Source organism: Cohnella sp. SGD-V74 (genome assembly GCF_003001675.1).
Classification (GTDB): domain Bacteria; phylum Bacillota; class Bacilli; order Paenibacillales; family Paenibacillaceae; genus Cohnella.
This window is the reverse complement of record NZ_PVYW01000011.1, coordinates 128,873-147,534: the sequence shown is the minus strand read 5'-3', so window position 1 is coordinate 147,534 and position 18,662 is coordinate 128,873. Positions and strand designations below refer to the sequence as shown.

The window sequence follows — 18,662 nt, the reverse complement described above, 5'->3', positions numbered from 1 at the left end:
GGTAGGTCGGCGACTTATGTCCGCTCACAGGGGCACCTCCTTAGAAAATACGATAATTGGCAAAGCGGTAAGCCAGAAAATAAGAGACCGAGATCAGCAGCAGCGAGACGACCGATTTGAGCAGACCGACCGCGGTGGCCAAGCCGTACTGCGCTTCCTCCAATCCGATCCGGTACACGAAAGTATCTATAATATCGCCGCTCTCGTATACGGCTGGTCCATACAAATTGAAGACCTGCTCGAAGCCCGCGTTCATGATGTTTCCGATGCTGAGCGTCGCCATGAGGACGATGATCGGCATCATGCCCGGCAAGGAAATATGAAGCGTCTGCTTCCATCGGCTAGCCCCGTCAACCAACGCAGCTTCGTACAACGCGGGATTAATGCCGGCCAGCGCGGCCAAATACACGATCGTGCTGAAGCCGAATTCCTTCCATTCGTTGGAAATGACCAGCGTGTAGGGAAACCAGTCGTTGCTTCCCAAGAAAAAGATGCTGTCAAAGCCGAGCCAAACGATGAATTGGTTCACGACGCCTCTGCTAGGCGACAGAATATCGATCAGGATGCCGCTCAGAATGACCCACGAAAGGAAATAAGGCAAATAAATCAACGTCTGAATCGTTCGCTTATACGCTTCTTTGCGGATTTCGTTCAATAGCAGCGCGATGGACACGGGTACGACGATACCCGCAACGATTTTCATGGATGCGATAAACGTCGTATTCCACAAAATCTGTGTGAAGTTGGGCAGCTGAATCATATAACGAAAGTGCTGGAGTCCGACCCACTCCGATCCGAATATTCCTTTGACCGGCACGAACTTCTGGAACGCGATCACGATTCCGGCCATCGGAATGTAGCTGAAAATCAGAATCGCGACCAGGCCCGGAATCAGCATCAGGTGCAACGGTGCTTGTATCCGCCATTTTTTTAACATTGCAGTCTCCTCCGGCAAGAAGTAAGGGAGAAGGCGAATATTCGCCTTCTCGCCGACATCGCGCTGTTTACTTTCTTTCGTTTACTTCTTCCGTGATCTGGTCGCCTCCGAGCTTCTTCCACTCGCTCGCGAACTTGTCGAATTCGGTGATCGGCGATTCGCCCATAATGATCTTCGTGAAGGTCTCGTCCTGGTATTTCTTCAAGGAAGCCATCTTCTCCGACATGGTCGGCGTTGCCGCGCCTTGGAACGCATTGTAGATGCCTACGCCGTTCCGGTCATATTGGTCGATGACGCTGTACGAGCCCTCCGCTCCGAAAACAATCGTCGAGAACCACATCTCCTTGTCGCCGGCCGCGTACTTGGTGAGTCGATCGTAATGCACGCTGGCGGGAAAGCCCAACTGGCTGCCGTCGTTCTTCGCAAGCGCGTCTTGAACGAGTCGGAACGCGTCCAGATTGACATTCAGAGGATCGATGAGAACGGGATGGTACTTGCCCGGGAATATGCCGTTGTCCCTGGAGATGAACGGATTCGGATCCGGCGCGTAGTTCGTCAGATAATAGTGCTCCAAGTAAATGTTCGCCAGTTGAATCATCGCTTCCGGATGCTTGACGCCCTTCTTCACGACGAAGAAGTTGTTGGCCGTATCGTTCAGCTGAGGTTGAACGGGGCTTCCGTCCGGCGAGACGATCGGATAGACTTTCCATTCGGCGTCCGGATTGTTATCCTTGTTCACTTTGTGGATGTGTCCCCCGTCGGATACGGTGCCATAGGCCAGTCCCAGACGACCCGCAGCGATATCCTCGGCGATTTTGTTCCAGTCTTTGACCGTGAATTCGCGATCGATGATGCCTGCCTTGTACAGCTCGCTCAGTTTTTCCAACGCCAACTTCATCTCCGGCTGAATCGAACCGTAAACGAGGTTTCCGCTGTCGTCTTTCAGCCAAACATCGGGATACGCGTTAAATCCGTTGAAGAAGCCTTTCACCGTGCCGTGCGCCTGGAACAAGTCCTTGTTCAGCCCCAGACCGTACGTATCGTTCTTGCCGTTCCGATCGGGGTCGTCCTTGACGAAGGCCGTGGCGATCTGGATCACGTCGTCGATCGTCTTCGGTTCCGGCAGATTCAGATTCTTCAGCCAATCGTAGCGCAAGTAGATCATCTCGGCCGTGCTGACCCCGCCGTTCACCTGCATCTGCGGAATGCCGAGCAGCTTGCCTTCGTACGTAGCCGCCTTGAGCGCCGTGCCGTTGTCTTGATTCAACAGCTCTTTCAGGTAGTCGCTGCCGTACTGGTCCAACAGCGTCGTCAAATCCTCGAGCTGATCTTCCTCCGACAGTCTGAGCAGTTCCTCTTTGTTCACCATCATGAAGTCCGGAATGTCGCCCGACGCAATGGAGATGTTCAGCTTCTGGCGATATTGCGATTCGTCTACGACCCACAGATTTTTGACGTTGATGCCGTATTGGTCCTTGAAAATATCCGTCCAAATGTTATTGTCGATCGACTTGCCCTCGTCGTACTTGAACGCTTGATTGACGGCCCGCACGGTCGTCACCTCGATCGGGGGATCGTATTTCCCCAGCGGTCCGGTTACCGACGAGACCGCGCCGTTATTCTCTCCCGCCGACTGGCTCGCAGGCGCGGAGGAGGCATTCCCTCCGTTCGTCGAGTTCGAACAGGCGCCAAGCGTGAGCGCGGACGCCAGCAGCAAGCCCGACGCGATTTTTGCCGTTTTTCTCTTTTCCATGTGTACCCCTCGCTTCATCAGGTTTTGTCCTTTGCTTTTTCATTATAGGCGCGGCTGTAAGCGCTTCGAAACGAGACGTTTTTGCGGTCCTTGCCTGTTTTTACGCGAATTGAGGGATAGACGGACACAAACCGTTCGATGCCGGCGATGGGCTCACGATGATTGGAAGTTTAAGGCGTCTCGCTTGGGCGGAGTCGGACGACCGCTTGCCCTGTAGAGCAGCGTATACGAGGATGTCAGCTCCGGACGACCCGCAACGACCAGCTCGAGCTTCATTCTTTCGGCGTCTGCAGCTGGAAGCAAAAACCTCACGGTCGGCCCTCTTCGATTATGGTTTGCTTGTAAACCGGCATACTCCCACTCCAACAGCAGCAGCCGCTCGCCGGAGCCCAGGGACAAGTAAGCTTCCAGCCGTCCGCCGGGAACCTCTTCCGGGCTATCGTTCAGCAGCCATAGCTCCGGCTCGAACCAGTCTCCCTCGCGCCAGACGAACTTCGGAATGCGAGCGCTCGCCAGAACGGGCCTGCACGAAGCTTGTACGGCGTAATAGGCCGGCTTCGGCTTGTCGGGCCACATGACGATGCTGTTGTTCGCCGCTGCGGGCCAAGCTTCGTTGAAGCACCAGTTCAGCGCCATGGAGCATTTCGGCTTCTGCCGTCTGGCTTCTTCATAGATGCACTTATAGCCCTCCGATTGCAGCAGTTGACCGTATTCCACGAGCTGCTCCAGCGTCTCGTAAGGCCCGAAATAGTAATCCAGCTGATCCTGCATCAGCCACATTTCCGGAGACAAGGCATGGAACGCATGATGGCTTTCCCATGCCGTACCCGGTCTTGGCGGGAAGAGCTCATCCGCGGGAATAAAGCTCTGCAATTGCTCGATGGAAGCCGGCGAAGGGACGCCGAATTCGGTATACGCGGTGTTGCTCGCCTTCGGCATCGCCTCCAGCACGTCTTCCCCCGTTCGGTAGCGGAACATGTAATGGCCGTGCCCCATGCCCTCCAGCGGCGAAGTCATAAGGAAAGGCGTTGCCGGATCCAGCTCGAAGCAGTTGGCGTTGAGCAGCCGAAGCGGCAGCGATTGGTCGGTCATCTTCGACCATGCGTTAAACAGCTCGTTCCCCCCGCACCACAGGACGACCGAAGCATGCTTCCGAAGCCGGGCGACGATCGAGCGGGATTCCTGATCCAGCACGCGCAAGTATTCGGGGGTGTCCGGATACAGGTTGCAAGCCAGGGGGAACTCCTGCCATACCATCAGGCCCATCTCGTCGCATTGCTCGAAGAAAGCTGCCTTGTTGACGATTCCCCCGCCCCAGATGCGGAGCAGGTTCATATTCGCCGACTTGGCCAGTTCCAGAAGGCTGCGGTAGTCGCCCGAAGAGATCGTGCCCGGGAAGATCGAAGGGTTGACCCAGTTCGTCCCCTTGCAGAAGATCGTCCGGCCGTTGATTTCCATCGTGATCGGAGGAAGACTGCGGCTCTTCGGGAATTGCGAAGGCTCCTTCCAGCCGCCTTCGTGAACGACAAGCCTGACCTTTCTGAAACCGATCGCTTGTCGATGGACTTCCGCTTCCCCGGCGTCTCTGCCTGCCTCCGACACATAAACCTCGGATCGGTAGAGCGGTTGATCGCCTTGATCGTGAGGCCACCACAGGCGAGGATGATCGATCGTTCCGACCACTTGAACGGAATCCCCGCTGACCGGAATCGTCCGCTCGAATACCGGATTGCCTTCCGGATCCGCAACCTTCCATACGCATACGCATTCGTCCGTGCCGGCGCCGTTCAATCTTGCGCTTAACGTCAACTCCGTGCTGTTCCTGTCGGAATTCAGCTCGTACCGGACCTCGGCCGCCGCGATGTGCACCTGCGGACGGATTTCCGCATACGTTTCGTCCCATATGCCCAGCGGGATCAGCCGGGGATGCCAATCCCAGCCGTAGCTGACGGCGGGCTTGCAGCTATGGGCCGCCTGGGACCTCCCTTCCGCTCCTTCCAGCCTGGGCGCCGGTTCGATGACGATTTCCAGCTCGATGCGGCCGCCGTCGATTCGTTCCGTGAGATCCAGCTCGACGGGAGTGAACATCCCTTCTTGCGACAGAACCTCCCTGCCGTTGACGCGGACATGGAAATGATAATCGATGCCCTTCGACACGAAGATCAGACGCCGCCCCGCTGCCATCTGTTCGGTTTCCAGCTTGGTGCGGTACGTCCAGTATTTCCGTTCCATCCACTCGTATTGGCGCCAATTGTCTCCGTACGTATGATGTCCCCAATTTTCCGCGTTCGCCCAGTCCAGTTGGACGGCGCCCGGTACAGCGGCAGGCACCCATCGCTTCGGCGCTTCCGACATACTGTCGCTCCAGCCGACTTCCCACTGCATTTCGAGTTTGCTTTCCATGCTTCAGCCTCCGGCCCATAATGACTTGCGTATAACCTGCCCGACACCCGGACGTTGTCTCGATGCCGGATCAATCATGCGCGTATAAATTCCGGTTCAGGGCTCTCTCGCCCGCAATGCCTTGAACAAGGAACGGAACGGTACACGCAATATCTCCGTACGTGTTGATGAGGGTATCGATGGATGCTTCGTACTCCTTATGGACGAACGGGTGAAAATGCGAGACGAAAATAATCGGTGTACCCAGCTTCGTCCAGCCGCCCATCATATTTCTGGCGACCTCGTCATGAAGACGGACGACGTTCAGGCCATAGCTCAGCCTGCTCCCGATCGAACAGACGATCAAGTCGAAGCGCTTCTCGGCTGCGGCTTGGAATAACGCGTCCGGACCCGGGTCGATCCACTGCTCGACATAATCGGTTAAGCTGCCGAGCGACTGCTTCATGCTGGCGAGCAGCCCCCCGTTCCGGTCGGCATTGTTCATAATGACGGCATGCAGCACCTTCGTTTCCTTGCCGATCAGGAACGGAACGATCCCCTCCCGGTCGCGCACGACCGTGATGCCTCGCTCTGTGACTTGCCTCGCAACCGCTTCGTGCTCCGCAAGGTCCGGCAACGGCTTCGGCGCGGCTTCCGCGGCTCGGAACAGACCGAACTGCTCCTTCAGCGCGATAATTCTGGCCGCTCGGTTGCGCATCGTATCGAGACTGAGCGTTCCGTCCTCCGCTCTGCGTTCCATCTCCGCATAGAAACGCTCGTCCATCCGGGGAAAGAGGAGCATGTCGCAGCCGTTCTCCAAAGCCGCAGCGCAGGCGTCATAGTAATTCATATAGCCGACGATGCCGCCCATCTCCATGGCATCCGTCACGATCAGCCCTTCAAAGCCCAGCTCTCCGCGCAGCAGATCGACCAACAGCCGCTTCGATACCGTCGCCGGAGGATACAACCCGCGCTCATCCGGCTCGTCGAAGGCTGGGAGCGCGATATGGCCCGGCATCACAGCCATCGCGCCGCGATCGATCAAATCTTGAAAGACGCGCCCGGGACCGGCGAACCAGGCAGTCTTGTCCAGCGGAAGTAACGGCGTCGTTAAGTGATGGTCCCAGGAGGTATACCCGTCTCCCGGAAAATGCTTGATCGTCGCCATCATCCCGTTCTCTTGCAAACCCGTCATGTAGGCGCCTGTCATCTTGACAGCGTGCTCGGGACGGACGCCCGCGCTTCGCATGCTGACGACGGGACTGTCCGGGTCGGCCGCCAGATCGGCTACGGGCGAGAACGTCCAGTTGTATCCCAGCTCGCCCGCCTCGTGGGCGGCAATCTTGCCGGTCTCGTAGGCAAGCTCCTCGGAGTTCGTCTGGCTAAGTCCCATCATGTAGGGGAACTTGGTCGCGCCCAAGATCATATTGCCGGGCCCGCATTCCAAGTCGCTGACGATAAAAGGAGGAAGCTTGCACCCCGCCTTGAACTTCCCGATGATTCGTCTTAGCTCGTCTCGCTCCATCGGATGGAAGAACATCGCCCCGAAGGATTCCAGCTTCTCTTCTCCGATCCGGCCGTAGGTCGGACAGCAGACCTGATTCAGAAGCTCCCTGAAGGACAGCGCCGCCGCCTCGCGCTCGGCGCTGTCCTTTATCCGAATCCGGTATTTCATCGTTAATCCTTCCCTTCTCTCCTGCCGTCACCAAGTGATGCTCACGCTGCCGCTAACCGAACGCGCGACGATTTTGTTACCCTTGCGTTCGAACGGGATCGGCTCCCCGTCCGTATGTTCCGCGCGAAGCTCTACCAAGTCGGCCTCCAGCGCGGCAAGCGGCGGGTACACCGTCAGCACGGCATCCGCCAGACCGCTGACTGCAAGCTGGCGCACCGATTGTTTTCTGCGCGTCGGCATGGCGCTCATCTCTCTGCAGCTCACCTGTGAGGGGCCGATCTGCTCGGCGAAAACTCGACATTCCTCATGGAACGTCCGGTCCAGCGCGTAAGCCGCGCAGCCATGGCCGATCACGGCCGTCTGACCGGTAATGACCGGTTCTCCGTCCGGAAAACGCAGGCGGAACGACACGGACGTATCCTTCTTGCAGCCGACGAAAAAAAAGGCATTGTCGTGCCGCTTTACGAACAGAAGAGCGGATGCGGAGCTCTGATCGTATTTACTCTGCATGATCGTGTAACCGAAATGCTCGAGCACGGAGCGGACGGCGATCGAAGCATCCGACCATTCGGCAGCCTGGCGCACCGGCAGATGGGTGATTCCCGACGGCTCGAACGGCAGCGAACCCCGCACCCATCCTGCTCGTCCGCCGTTCCATTCCGGCAGGGAGCGGCTTAGCGCGAATGCGCGATCCTCCTCGCCTTGCCTCACCTCGCAGACGAGCGCCGTATGCGCATCGGCCCCGCCCGCTAACCTCTCCGATAGTCCGCCGTCTCCGATCAAGCCGTAGTGGCGCAGCTTGCTAGCCCGGGTGTCCTCCTGTTCCAGACCGTCTGCCCTGCCCGACAGCCGGTACTCGAACTCGCCTTCAAGCGGCGGAGCGCTTTGCAGCCGAAGCAGCTCAAGCAGATTCGCGTCGCGCACGGCGCCGTACAGCAGCACTTGTCCGCCTCGCCGTACATAATTCGCGACGGCTTCCGCTTGTTCGCCTTCCAGCCAGCCCGTCGCCACGAACAGGATCGTATCGCGCAGCTTGCCGACGGCCTCCTCCTTCATCGAGAAGAAGACGTCCGTGCCGACGACGGTGTTCAGCGGCAGCCCTTCGTTAATCGCGTTGCGTACGAACCAGTCATGGAAGAAGATCATGCCCGACCGGTCGTTGGGGGAGGCTGCCGCATGATGCAGCTCCCGGAAAGGATAAAGCCAAGTCAACAAGCCGGGCTCGTCGGGACGATCCTTCAGCGCCCTTCGGATATGCGGCACGATCTCGGCGGGCCCTTCCTCGACCAGCTCTCCTTTTTCCGTATCGATCGTTAAAATTTCGATGACGCCGGGGCTCTCCGTCTCTCCGGATTCGTTCACCCGGGCGACGGACAGCGGGCAATAGATATCGTGCGCTTCCCTGTCGTACAGGTCGAACCAGGGATTTTGCCAGAACCAGGGGTCGTTCGGGTAAAAGCGATAAGGAAAAGTCTCGCCCGGCAGCTCCGCGATCCGCGACATGTAGCCGGTCATCTCCAGACCGAAGTCAAAGTTGAGCGCCCCCCAAGGCGAGTTCGGCGCCGGATATTCCAGGTAGTTCTTCTCGTAGAGCTGCAGCATCGGGATACAATCCTTCGCCAGATCCATGCCGGTTCCGAAATTGGTTCCCCGGATCTCTACCCGATAGTCCGGGCATTCCCTCTTGAACAAATCCCAGAACGACAGAACGTTGGCGGATAACTCGGCATGATCCGCCAACGGGATATTCGTTCCGTCGTAATTGGCTCCAAGGTACGTCCACGGAAAGTACGACAACGCAAACCCGTTAGAGAACCAGATATAATCGAATCCGAGCGCAGGCAGGAAGCTTGCGCATTGCTTGCCGAAAAATTCGCCGAAAGGCGTTCCCTCCGGAATTCCGTCGGGATAGGCCGCATAGGACGAACAATCCTGCTTCAGCTTCGACCACGTGCAGACGACGGTATAATCGGCCTTCAGTGCAACGTAACGGCCTCCCAGCTCCGCGCGGTTGATTTCCGGATGCGCCTTGTACTTAAAATCCGAGTACGCGAATTCCGGTCCCGCATCGAACGTAGCCCCGACCTCCAGCCGTATCCCGAAGCGCTCATCGGCGATCCGTTTGAACGAAGCGACGATGCGCTTCAGATCCCCGTAGGTCATGTCCGGCGGATTTGCCGTGTACAGACGGGCAATCCGAGGATTGTCCCGGTCCTGAATGTGGCTGAAATACTCTTCGTTCGCGAACCCGATATATTTCGCCCATTCGAAGGAATCCGTCTCGCGTCCGTTCCAAGTCAGGATTTCGCTGCCGTCCGATATCCACAGCAGCATGGAAGCCGATTCCGCTATGTCGAGCAGCGGCTTCCACTGCCGCAGCGCCTCCGCGCATACCTCGTCGACTGCCGTTTGCTCCAGGCTTTTGAACGGCTTCAGACTCATCTCCAACGTCGCTCTCTTCAACTGTTTCTCTCGCTTGCCGGTCATGACGTCCACCCCTCCTATACGATTTCCAGCTCGATGCCCAGCACCTTGGCGACGTTCTTCAGCTTGGCGTTGACATGGCCGACGCCGAGCGCGAAGTGGTGGGTCGGCCCCGCCGAGCACCATTGCTCGATGAACTCCGCCACCGGGCGATCGAAGCTGCAGCGCGTGTTTGTATTGCCGGTCTGCGGAATTTCCCCCGGAATGGATTGCCCTTCGGTCGCGATCATCTTGAAGCGCCCGTCTGCCGTCTGCGAGATGCCGAGCAGCGTCACGGGCCCCGTTTGGATGCTGAACTCGACGCCGATGCCCGATCCGGCTTTGCCATGGAACAGATCCAGTCCGCGGATGATCGGCCGTCCGTTCGCGATTTTGATGTTATGAGGACCGTCATGCCCGACCAACACGACGTTGTCGACGAAATCGCACGGGTGCAGCTCGGCGAACGAGCCTCCGGCATCCAACCGATCCATGATGAGCATCGCCGCGCACGTCTTGAGGTCCGCTTCTCCCGCCAGAGGAATGCCCTTCCCCGTCAGCAAGGAATTGCCCAACACCATATTCGAGCCGATCCGCTCGTATTCATTGTTGTCGAGGCCCTTGTAATAATAAGCCAGACCGGTCAGGCCGAATTCCGACACCAGCTTATCCAGTCCAACCGCCACTTTGGCAGACCACTCCAGGTCCTCCTGCTTAATCGGTCTCGTCACGGGATCGATGAACGGATCCGCGATCTTGAAGATGCTTTGGATCTCGTCGATCTTGTCCTTGATTTCTCCGCTTGTCGCCCCGTTGACCCGCTTCGCGAGATCGCACATCTCCAGCATCTGAACATGGGAGCCGAATGCCGCCGTGAATGCCGTCGGATCCGAATTCATATCGTACATCCCTTCGTACGTGTGGCCCAGATATCCGATCTTCGCGTGCTTGAACGCCCTGCGGGCGTTCGCGACCTGGCACCAGCTCCTTAATTCCGCTGCGGCTCTCGGGTCGTCATGCAGCGTCCCGACGACCATCCCCGCCGCCGGCTTGCCGGCTCTAACGAGCACGCCTCCGATTTCCGGCAGAGAGCAAATATTGTCGTTCGCCAGTTGCATGTAAGTCGTGGTGTTCCGGTAATCCAGACGCTTCAAGGGCTGGAGCGCCACCAGCACGGTCGGTACGTCCAGATTCAGAATGGCCGTCGCCGCCGAAGACGAAGTGACGTAAGTGCTCAGGTTGCAGAACAGAAAGTCCACGTCGCGGGACTTCAAATAGGCGGCTGCCGCGAAAGACTTGTCCACATTGTCGACGAAGCCTCCGCTGACGACGTCCACGTCGCTGCCCGCCAGCAGCGCTTCGAATTCCCGTCCATACCCTTCAAGCTCTTCCTTCAAGCCTTCGAATTGTCCCCAATACGGCTCGTGGCCGACTGTAATTACCCCGACGCGGGCTTTTTTCCGGATATTCCCCAAAGTCATGCTGTATACCACCTTTGATTTTGAATTAAAAGTCGATTTCGGGAATGTTGATCTGTTTTCGAACCCCTTTGATGACCCTCCTCCTCCCGGTGTAGATACAGTAACCAATCTGAATTGGGGGGACAATAGATTCCCCTGAAGTAGTAGAAAATGGGCAACTCCGTAAAAAAAGTCTCATAGGCGCGTCGGTGATTCCCTACTACAATGGGCTAGAAAGGAGGTGCTGAACGTATGCAGCACGTCTGTCGTCATCCCGCTGAGCCTCCGCCGGCCCATATTTACTTGCCGACTCCCGCCACAAGGCGCAGCAATCCTATGGATATGTGCGGCTATTCGCATTGCAGAATTTATTTGATCGGCTCGACCGATAACGCCTCGATCGACCTGGAGATCAAGGGAGCCCCGAACGAAAGCGGCCCTTATTTGCAGGAGCTTGGGGAGCACGCATCGCTAAGAGGCGTAACGGCCGATACCTCCTTCGTTCTTCGCGATATTTCGCGTTACCTGGTTATCGAGGTTCCGCGGCTGACGGGAGGATGGACGATTTGGGCGGTTCCTATGCATCTTAGCGGGGAGGGCGGCTTATGCCGGAGATGAGAGTTGAAAACATCGCATTGGACTACGAGGGGGAATGGAACTCGATTCCTTCCGCCGACGCCAGTATCGGCAGCAGACACGAAACAAACGATGCGGCCGATCACGACGCTGCGGCGAGATGGAGCGGAGCTTTCCGCTCAGCTAAGGTATTCGCTTCAACCGGAGACTACGGCCTTGCGGAGATTTGGTTGGATGGAAAGCGGCTTCAGGTGATCGATCTGTACAGTTCATCGGAACGTCACGGCGTTCTCGTCTGCACCATCGACAATTTGGAAGCGGAATTTCATACGCTGGAAATACGAAAAAGCGGCCGGAAGAACAAATGCTCCTCCTCGTGCCGCTTGAATCTCGATTATCTTGAAGTGGACTTCGTAAAGCCTTCGAATGTCAGATACCGTCAAATCGTCTGCATCGGCGATTCGATCACCTTCGGCGCCAACGTCGAAGACAGACCGCTCGGGCTATACGGGCGCAGGCTGCAAAGCATGCTTGCCGTTCCGGTCAGCGTGCACGGCTTGTCCGGCGCCTCGATTCGCACGGTTACAGGCGTACTGGATGCCGTCGTCGCGCCCCGTAATCCGGATCTTGTCCTGTGGCTCGCCGGCATGAACGACGAGAGACCGTATGCGGCCATGGTCCAGGGCATCGAGCGGATCATGGAGCTGATGCCCGGAGCCGAACTGATCGTCTCCAATATCCCTTACAACTCGTATTATTCCGAAGAACAGAATCAACGCAAGGCAGACGAAGTGGCGCAGGCATGCCGGAGAATGTCGGTTCCCTGTATCGACCTGTACGGCATGACGAGCGGAAACGTCCGCCTTCTTCTGCCGGAGAATACCGTACATCCCAATTCCGAAGGCCACGGCGTGATCTCTTCGGCATTCTATCGGGAGATTATACGTCGGAAATATAGCTTCGAATCGCCTGCAGAGCCTCGTCCGCATTCCGGACGCTGAAGCGGATTCCCGCATCGTCCCCGTACTGCTCCGCCGTATACGCATATCTCGGATCGTAGTAGTGCAAGAGCAGCAGCTCCACCGCTTCGGCGAAACGGTCGGCCAGCAGCAGCGCTTCGATCTCCGCCGCGACGGGCGTATGAATGCGCGATTTGATCTGCCTGAACGCCTGGACGTACTGCTCCTTGTATTCCGCCGGGCGATAATCCTGAAGGATTTGCTCGACTCTGGCATGGACGGGCATGTCGATCCAGATCGGAACGCCCTCTTCTTTTTTGCGGATCAGCGAGTCGGGCAGCATAATCTTCCCGATTCGCTTGCTCTCCGCTTCGAACAGGACGTAAGGCGACTGCCGATAACGGAGCATCTCTTCGAGAAGATGGGCGTCGAACGTCTTCTGGTTATGGCTCTTCAAGCCGATATGCCCGAAGATCGATCCCCGATGCCCCGCCATCGCCTCCAGATCCAATACGGGGTAATCTTCCTCTTGCAGTCGGCGGAGCAGGGCCGTCTTTCCCGTCCCCGTGTTGCCGTGGATCACGTAAGCCCGCGGGGGAAAGTCCATCGTATTGATCGTTTCGACGACCCATCTGCGATACTCGCGATAGCCGCCGATCAAGCGGAACGCTTGGATGCCCATCAGGGACAGAAGCGTTGCCGTCGTCTTGCTTCTCATGCCGCCGCGCCAGCAGAACACGACTTTCTTAGGTCCGATGCCCGCGAATTCCTTAATGAAGGCGGGGAGCTTGGCCGAGACGATCTCGAGTCCCCGTTCTTTGGCGGCCTGGACGCTCGTCTGCTTGTAGATCGTGCCGATCTCCGCTCTCTCGGCGTCGTTGAACAACGGGATGTTCAGACTGCCCGGTATCGTGGCCAGCTCGTATTCGGACGGCGAGCGAACGTCTATGAACGCAAGCTGCTGCTTCTGCTGCAGCGCTCTTAATTCTTCCAGCGTAATATCTTGAAGCAAATAGATTCTCTCCCTACTCTTGCTGCTCTGATGTAGCTGTATAAGTTGAACCAATGAAGAGGAAGCCCCTTACATTCCGAAAGGGATGGCTTTGCCGGCTTCATTACAAAACCTCGATCCGTCCCGGATGAGCCTCTACCGCTTCGCCGACCCGGCTTGCCTCGACGCCGGCTGCGAGCAGCGCCTCCAGCAAAGCGTCGGAATCGGACGGCGAGACGGCAATCAACAGCCCGCCCGAAGTGACGGCGTCGCACAAAATCCACCGATCGACTTGATCCATGGACTCCGGGAACGAGACCGAATCTTCAATGTGGGCGAAGTTGTTTTTCGTCCCGCCCGGGACGAAGCCTTGATCCGCGAGCTCTCTTACTCTCGGCAGCAGCGGAACCTGATCCTTCACGATGCGCAGGCCCACTCCGCTGCCTTTGGCCATCTCCAGCGCGTGTCCCAGCAGCCCGAATCCGGTCACGTCGGTGCAGCCGTGCACTTCGAAGCGGCTCATCGTTTCGGCGGCCGTCTTGTTCAGCGTCGCCATGACGGCCGTAACGCGCGCGACCTCCTCCTCCGACAGCTGCTCCTTCTTGATCGACGTCGTCAGGATGCCTACTCCGATCGGCTTCGTCAAGATCAGCTGGTCCCCCGGCTTAGCGCCGGCATTGGTGCGAACCTTCTGCGGATGAACGAGGCCGGTGACGGCAAGACCGAACTTCGGCTCCTTGTCGTCGATGGAGTGCCCGCCCACAAGCGTAATGCCCGCCTCGCTCACCTTGTCCGCCGCGCCGTGGAGAATGTCTGCCAGCACCTGCTTGTCCAGCGTAGAGATCGGGAATGCCACGATGTTCAGCGCCGTCAGCGGGGTGCCTCCCATCGCATAGATGTCGCTGATCGCGTTCGCCGCGGCGATCTGGCCGAAAGAATAAGGATCGTCGACGATCGGCGTGAAGAAATCGACGGTCTGCACGAGCGCAAGCTCGTCGTTAAGGCGGTACACTCCCGCGTCGTCGCTCGTATCCAGGCCGACGAGCAAGTCGGGATTCGGAGCCGCCGGAGGAAGATTGCGAATAACCTGAGCCAGGTCGGCCGGGCCGATTTTGCAGCCGCAGCCCCCTTTGCTGGAGTAAGAAGTCAATTTGATTTTGTCCGTTGTCGACATGCCGCCAATTCCTTTCTATTATCGTATCATAATAAATAGTATACGCCTGCGGGATCGATTCGCAAAGAAGTCCGCCTACTCACCCCCGTTTGCCCGCCTTGCGGACAAGGAGCAGCCCAAGCAGAAACAGCGGAACGAACAGCATCGTCAAATCGTAAATAGGCCACGCCAGCGTAACGATATGGTTGAAGTAGGCCATATTGTCGGTAAAATTGGCGGCGAGAGCCAAGGTGACCGCGGCGACCGGCACGCTGAGCGTGCGGTAGCTTCTGCTGCCGATCCATTGCGCCAGGCCGAGATGAACGGCGAACAGATTAACGCCAAGCTTCATGAAGGTCGAGATGATCCACATGAAAGCGATCATCGCCTCCACCCTCTCCAGGAAGCTGCCGACGCTGATTTTCTTCGCGAGCGTGTAGGTCGGATACATATGCCGCTCCGCATGCCCCGGTCCCAGCACCGTAATGCACAACAGCGTCACGATAAGCAGGGCGCAAGCTCCGGCAATGGCGCCGATCAGCAACGCGCGCCTCATTTCCTTGCGCGAATTCGCCTTGACGTGCGGCATAAGCATCATGAGCGGCATGATTTCGATAAAACAGAAGGCCAAAGACAGCAATCCGCCGTGAGCGACGGGACCCGGGCCGTTCTCGCAGACAGGCAGCAGCCTATGAAAGTCCACTTGGGGGACAAGCGTCAATATAAAAAAGAAAAAGACAAACAAAAAACAGAGCAGCAGCACTTCGCCCGCCCTCGCGAAAGCTTCCACTCCTCCTCTGATCGCCGCGGCCGCGACGATCAACAGCAGCGCTACGACCGCCGTTCCCGGCGTCTCCGGCATAATCTGCGTAATCATGAAGTCGCCGAGTATGCGCATGCTCCCCGCGCTGAGAAACAGCGAGAAAGCGATGTAAGGCAATATAAACAAGCCGCCGAACCACGGACCGCATATCCGCTTCAGCTTGACGACCGGCGATGCCGCCGCTCCTCGCGCATGGACGGCCAGAAACAGGAGAATTACCGGCAAACCGGCCGCAAGGCCGACCAGCATCGACAGCCATGCATCCTGCTTGGCCAGAGAAACCATCGTGCCGGGCAGAATGACGAGCGAATCGCCGATCGTAACAAATAAGGCCAGCGCAGTGAATTGCCTGGCGCTTATCGCTTCTTCTCTCACGATGCCCCTCCTGTGCCGAATAGGTGCGCTACCCAGTTTCCGATAGGCAGAAACGCGATGTCCACCCATCTCAAAAATACGAACGAATAAAACTTGCCCGTATACCCGATAAGGGTGAACGAGCCTGCCGCCGCCAGCGCCAAGTACAGAATGCCTTCCGTTTTGGCCGACTCGCGAAACAAGGAAGGCGCTTCGATGACGGCCGCAGCGGCGACCAAGGCGGCAACGGCGATCCCTACCCACATAGCTCCCGCTCCTTCTACGACGACGGGATGGCCGCGTTATTGATCGTCCCCGTTCGCCTGATCGTCACTTGCGCGCTCACCGTTACCGGAAGCTCCCGGAACGCCTCGCTCCAGTTCGCTTTTACTTTTTTCCATTCGCGCGGATACGAGCGATGGATGCTTTGCCCGAATCCGAAAATATCTGCGCCATACTTGCGCTGCACGAATGCGATCGTCTCCTCGAGCTGCCTCTTGTGCTTCTCCTCCATACGCTTCTCGATCTCCTCGATCGCCGACTCGTTTAACAGATCGATGCCGCAAGACACCTCGCCGATATTGGCGAACAACTTTTGCTTAAGCGCAATAGACAGCTCGCCTCCGCGCGCCTTCGGAATCATCGCGGAAGTCGTATCGAATATTTCCAACACGAGCTTGCCTCCCGCCGGACACGGGACGTCGGAGACCGTGTTCTTCACCTTGCCCATAATGAACTTGAAGGCGGCGCTCTGCTCCTCGTTCAGCCAACCCACCGCCTTCCCCTGCTTGAAGACGGCCAATCCCGAATATTTGAGAACCCCCGGCAATCGGATGCGTTCTATGTTTTCCTGCGTCATAGCCTTCTTTTTATTCCCGGCGACGGCAACTCCCGACAGCACTCCGCTTTGTCCCGAATCGTTCTCGAGCGCGTCGATCAATTCGTCCAGCCTAACCGTGGAAGTCGGCGCCCACGCCTTCTCGGACCCCTCCAGCATATCGAACACCTTGATCGACGGGATATTGTCGAGCTGCGTATGCACGTTCAACACTTCCGACGCGCTGGAGCCTCTGGCCACCATAATGTAGAAATCCGTTCTCGCCTCGTGATCTCTCGAGATGAAGTCGATCACTTCGTTAATGCCTTCCCGGGCCACTTGCTCGCTCAAGACGAGAATGCGCAGGTGGGACAGATAGATTTTGCGCGGACTGACCGTCGTCATCTTGCGAAGCGCTTCGAAAATGGTCGCCTTATGCTCCCGAAACTGGATCGTCTCCGAACGGTTCGTGCCCGATTTTTTGTCCATGACCTGCGGATTGACGACTTGTATCGACACGTCGTATTCGCTGCCGCGCTTGTCGATCCCCATCCCTACCGCAATGGCAAGCGTGTTCAGCTCTCTTCTGTTCCAGCATCCCGTCACCCCCAGCAAGACCGTCAGCAGCACGGCACATAGGACGAATTTTCCGAACGCTCCCCTCATCCTCTTGGCCCTCCCTTTCGCTGTCTGATCCTGTTCGACTGGGCAATCATTCTCGGCCGCTTCCGCATTGCCCAGATCGGCCAGCGCATGATCGCGTCTTTTTGGTCCGACCAATACAAGGGGGCGAACGGCGTTAAATACGGCACGCCAAACGAGCTGAGTCTGCTCAAGTGGAGAACGAGCGCGATAAACGCGATAATAATGCCGTAAATGCCGAACGATGCCGCGAGGAGCATGAACAGAAATCGCAGCATGCGCACCGATATCGAAATATTGAAGGAGGGCAGCACGAAGCTGGAGATCGCCGTAATCGACACTACGATGACCATCGCCGCCGACACGATGCCCGCTTCGACCGCCGCTTGCCCGATCACGAGCGTGCCGACGATCGAGACCGCCTGCCCGACCGAGCGAGGCATGCGGATGCCCGCTTCGCGCAAAATCTCGAACGTAACCTCCATCAGCATCGCTTCGATAAATGCCGGGAACGGCACGCCCTCGCGCTGCGCGGCCAAGCTGATAAAGAGAGAGGTAGGCAGCATTTCCTGATGAAAGGTCGTGATCGCGATATAGATCGAGGGGACGAACATCGCAATGCCGAAGCACAGAAAGCGCAATATCCGGATCAGGCTGCCGATGTCGGAACGCTGATAATAGTCTTCGGGCGACTGGAAAAACTGGACGAACAGCGCGGGGACCATTAATACGAACGGAGTGCGGTCGATCAGAATGGCCACCCTGCCCTCCAGCAGCCCTGCCGCAACCGCATCCGGCCGTTCCGTATGAAAGATAGTCGGGAACGGCGTAAAGAAATCGTCCTGAATCAGTTCTTCGATATAACTGCTCTCAAGAATCGCATCGATATCGATTTCGGACAGCCGTCTGCGCACCTCTTCGATAACGCCTTCCGAAGCCGTCCCCTTCATATAGGCGACGCTGACCGCCGTCCGCGTGGAACGGCCGATCGTCTGCGACTCGATCCACAATTTCGGATCTTTGATGAATCGGCGAATAAGCGCCGTATTGATTCTGATATTTTCCGAGAAGCCTTCGCGCGGCCCGCGAATAACCGTTTGCGTCGACGGCTCGTCTACGCCCCGCTCCTCCCAGCCGCGCAGCTCGACCGCGATCGCAGTCGAATAGCCGTCGATCGAGATGACCGCGTACCCGGTCAGCACGGCATTGACGTATCCGTCGCGTTCCCTGATCTCGGAGACGCCGCCCGTCGGCAGTACCTGTTCGACGAGCTGCCGGATGTACGGCTCTTGCTTGCCGTCCGGGCCGTTCGTTCCCGGCCCCCGGCTGTCCGAGGCGCGCGGCGGACCGTCCAGTTCCATGAGCGGCTTCATAATAAACAATTGCACGAGCTCCAGGTCGACCAGCCCGTCCGTGTACAGCATGGCTGCACGCGGCGCGCCTTCGTACCCGAGCTTGAATTCGCGCACGATCAGATCGCAGCTGTTGCCGAGCAATTGCTTCATCCATTCGGTTGTTTCCTTTAACGACAAGGGAAGCGGGGATTTCGATGACTGCTCCAACATGAAGGCTGCTCCTTCGCTCGTTTCCGCCCCCTATTATTTCCAATCCGCAGATGGTTATTCGCACGCCAATAAGGCCGCCAACTTGACATTGGCGGCCGCAACGGCAATTTTG

14 protein-coding genes are annotated in these 18,662 nt (G+C 57.6%); 2 read left to right on the top strand and 12 right to left on the bottom strand.

Annotated elements, in window-relative coordinates; translation table 11 throughout:
- Nucleotides 1-40: 40 nt before the first annotated feature.
- The 6 genes from B0G52_RS17685 to B0G52_RS17660 form a co-directional block, all read right to left on the bottom strand.
- Nucleotides 41-937 (bottom strand): ABC transporter permease, encoded by an 897-nt coding sequence (locus B0G52_RS17685; protein ID WP_094046710.1) that lies wholly within the window; start codon nucleotides 935-937, stop codon nucleotides 41-43.
- 67 nt (nucleotides 938-1,004) lie between these two features.
- Nucleotides 1,005-2,690, bottom strand: a complete 1,686-nt coding sequence (locus tag B0G52_RS17680) for an extracellular solute-binding protein (protein WP_158223757.1) — start codon at nucleotides 2,688-2,690, stop codon at nucleotides 1,005-1,007.
- 153 nt (nucleotides 2,691-2,843) lie between these two features.
- Nucleotides 2,844-5,093 carry a glycoside hydrolase family 2 protein gene (locus tag B0G52_RS17675; protein ID WP_094046706.1) on the bottom strand — a complete coding sequence of 750 codons (2,250 nt, stop codon included), beginning with the start codon at nucleotides 5,091-5,093 and terminating at the stop codon, nucleotides 2,844-2,846.
- Nucleotides 5,094-5,163: 70 nt separating this feature from the next.
- Complete coding sequence (locus B0G52_RS17670) at nucleotides 5,164-6,747, bottom strand: glycoside hydrolase family 3 protein (RefSeq protein ID WP_094046704.1); 1,584 nt, start codon at nucleotides 6,745-6,747, stop codon at nucleotides 5,164-5,166.
- 27 nt (nucleotides 6,748-6,774) lie between these two features.
- Nucleotides 6,775-9,234, bottom strand: coding sequence for a hypothetical protein (locus B0G52_RS17665; protein ID WP_094046702.1), 2,460 nt, complete (start codon nucleotides 9,232-9,234; stop codon nucleotides 6,775-6,777).
- Between the two features lie 14 nt (nucleotides 9,235-9,248).
- Complete coding sequence (locus tag B0G52_RS17660) at nucleotides 9,249-10,691, bottom strand: L-fucose/L-arabinose isomerase family protein (RefSeq protein ID WP_094046700.1); 1,443 nt, start codon at nucleotides 10,689-10,691, stop codon at nucleotides 9,249-9,251.
- 231 nt (nucleotides 10,692-10,922) lie between these two features.
- Here B0G52_RS17660 and B0G52_RS17655 point away from each other — a divergent pair, with 231 nt between their 5' ends.
- Nucleotides 10,923-11,288 carry a hypothetical protein gene (locus B0G52_RS17655; RefSeq protein WP_094046698.1) on the top strand — a complete coding sequence of 122 codons (366 nt, stop codon included), beginning with the start codon at nucleotides 10,923-10,925 and terminating at the stop codon, nucleotides 11,286-11,288.
- The gene (locus B0G52_RS17650) at nucleotides 11,276-12,247 is read left to right on the top strand and encodes an SGNH/GDSL hydrolase family protein (protein ID WP_094046696.1); all 972 of its coding nucleotides are present in this window, start codon (nucleotides 11,276-11,278) and stop codon (nucleotides 12,245-12,247) included. Before B0G52_RS17655 ends, B0G52_RS17650 begins: the two co-directional genes overlap by 13 nt.
- Here B0G52_RS17650 and mnmH read toward each other — a convergent pair.
- The 6 genes from mnmH to B0G52_RS17620 form a co-directional block, all read right to left on the bottom strand.
- A complete protein-coding gene (gene mnmH, locus B0G52_RS17645; RefSeq protein ID WP_094046694.1) occupies nucleotides 12,186-13,217 on the bottom strand; it encodes a tRNA 2-selenouridine(34) synthase MnmH in 1,032 nt (343 codons plus the stop codon). The two genes, B0G52_RS17650 and mnmH, sit on opposite strands and share 62 nt — an antisense overlap.
- Nucleotides 13,218-13,320: 103 nt before the next feature.
- Nucleotides 13,321-14,370 carry a selenide, water dikinase SelD gene (selD, locus tag B0G52_RS17640; protein ID WP_094046692.1) on the bottom strand — a complete coding sequence of 350 codons (1,050 nt, stop codon included), beginning with the start codon at nucleotides 14,368-14,370 and terminating at the stop codon, nucleotides 13,321-13,323.
- A 79-nt stretch (nucleotides 14,371-14,449) separates the two neighbouring features.
- Nucleotides 14,450-15,547, bottom strand: a complete 1,098-nt coding sequence (locus B0G52_RS17635) for a GerAB/ArcD/ProY family transporter (protein WP_158223756.1) — start codon at nucleotides 15,545-15,547, stop codon at nucleotides 14,450-14,452.
- On the bottom strand, nucleotides 15,544-15,792 hold the full coding sequence (locus tag B0G52_RS17630) for a hypothetical protein (RefSeq protein WP_094046688.1): 249 nt from the start codon (nucleotides 15,790-15,792) through the stop codon (nucleotides 15,544-15,546). The genes B0G52_RS17635 and B0G52_RS17630 overlap by 4 nt, the downstream gene beginning before the upstream one ends.
- A gap of 14 nt (nucleotides 15,793-15,806) precedes the next feature.
- The gene (locus B0G52_RS17625; protein ID WP_094046686.1) at nucleotides 15,807-17,009 is read right to left on the bottom strand and encodes a Ger(x)C family spore germination protein; all 1,203 of its coding nucleotides are present in this window, start codon (nucleotides 17,007-17,009) and stop codon (nucleotides 15,807-15,809) included.
- Nucleotides 17,006-18,550 carry a spore germination protein gene (locus B0G52_RS17620; protein ID WP_094046684.1) on the bottom strand — a complete coding sequence of 515 codons (1,545 nt, stop codon included), beginning with the start codon at nucleotides 18,548-18,550 and terminating at the stop codon, nucleotides 17,006-17,008. The genes B0G52_RS17625 and B0G52_RS17620 overlap by 4 nt, the downstream gene beginning before the upstream one ends.
- Between the last annotated feature and the right edge of the window lie 112 nt (nucleotides 18,551-18,662).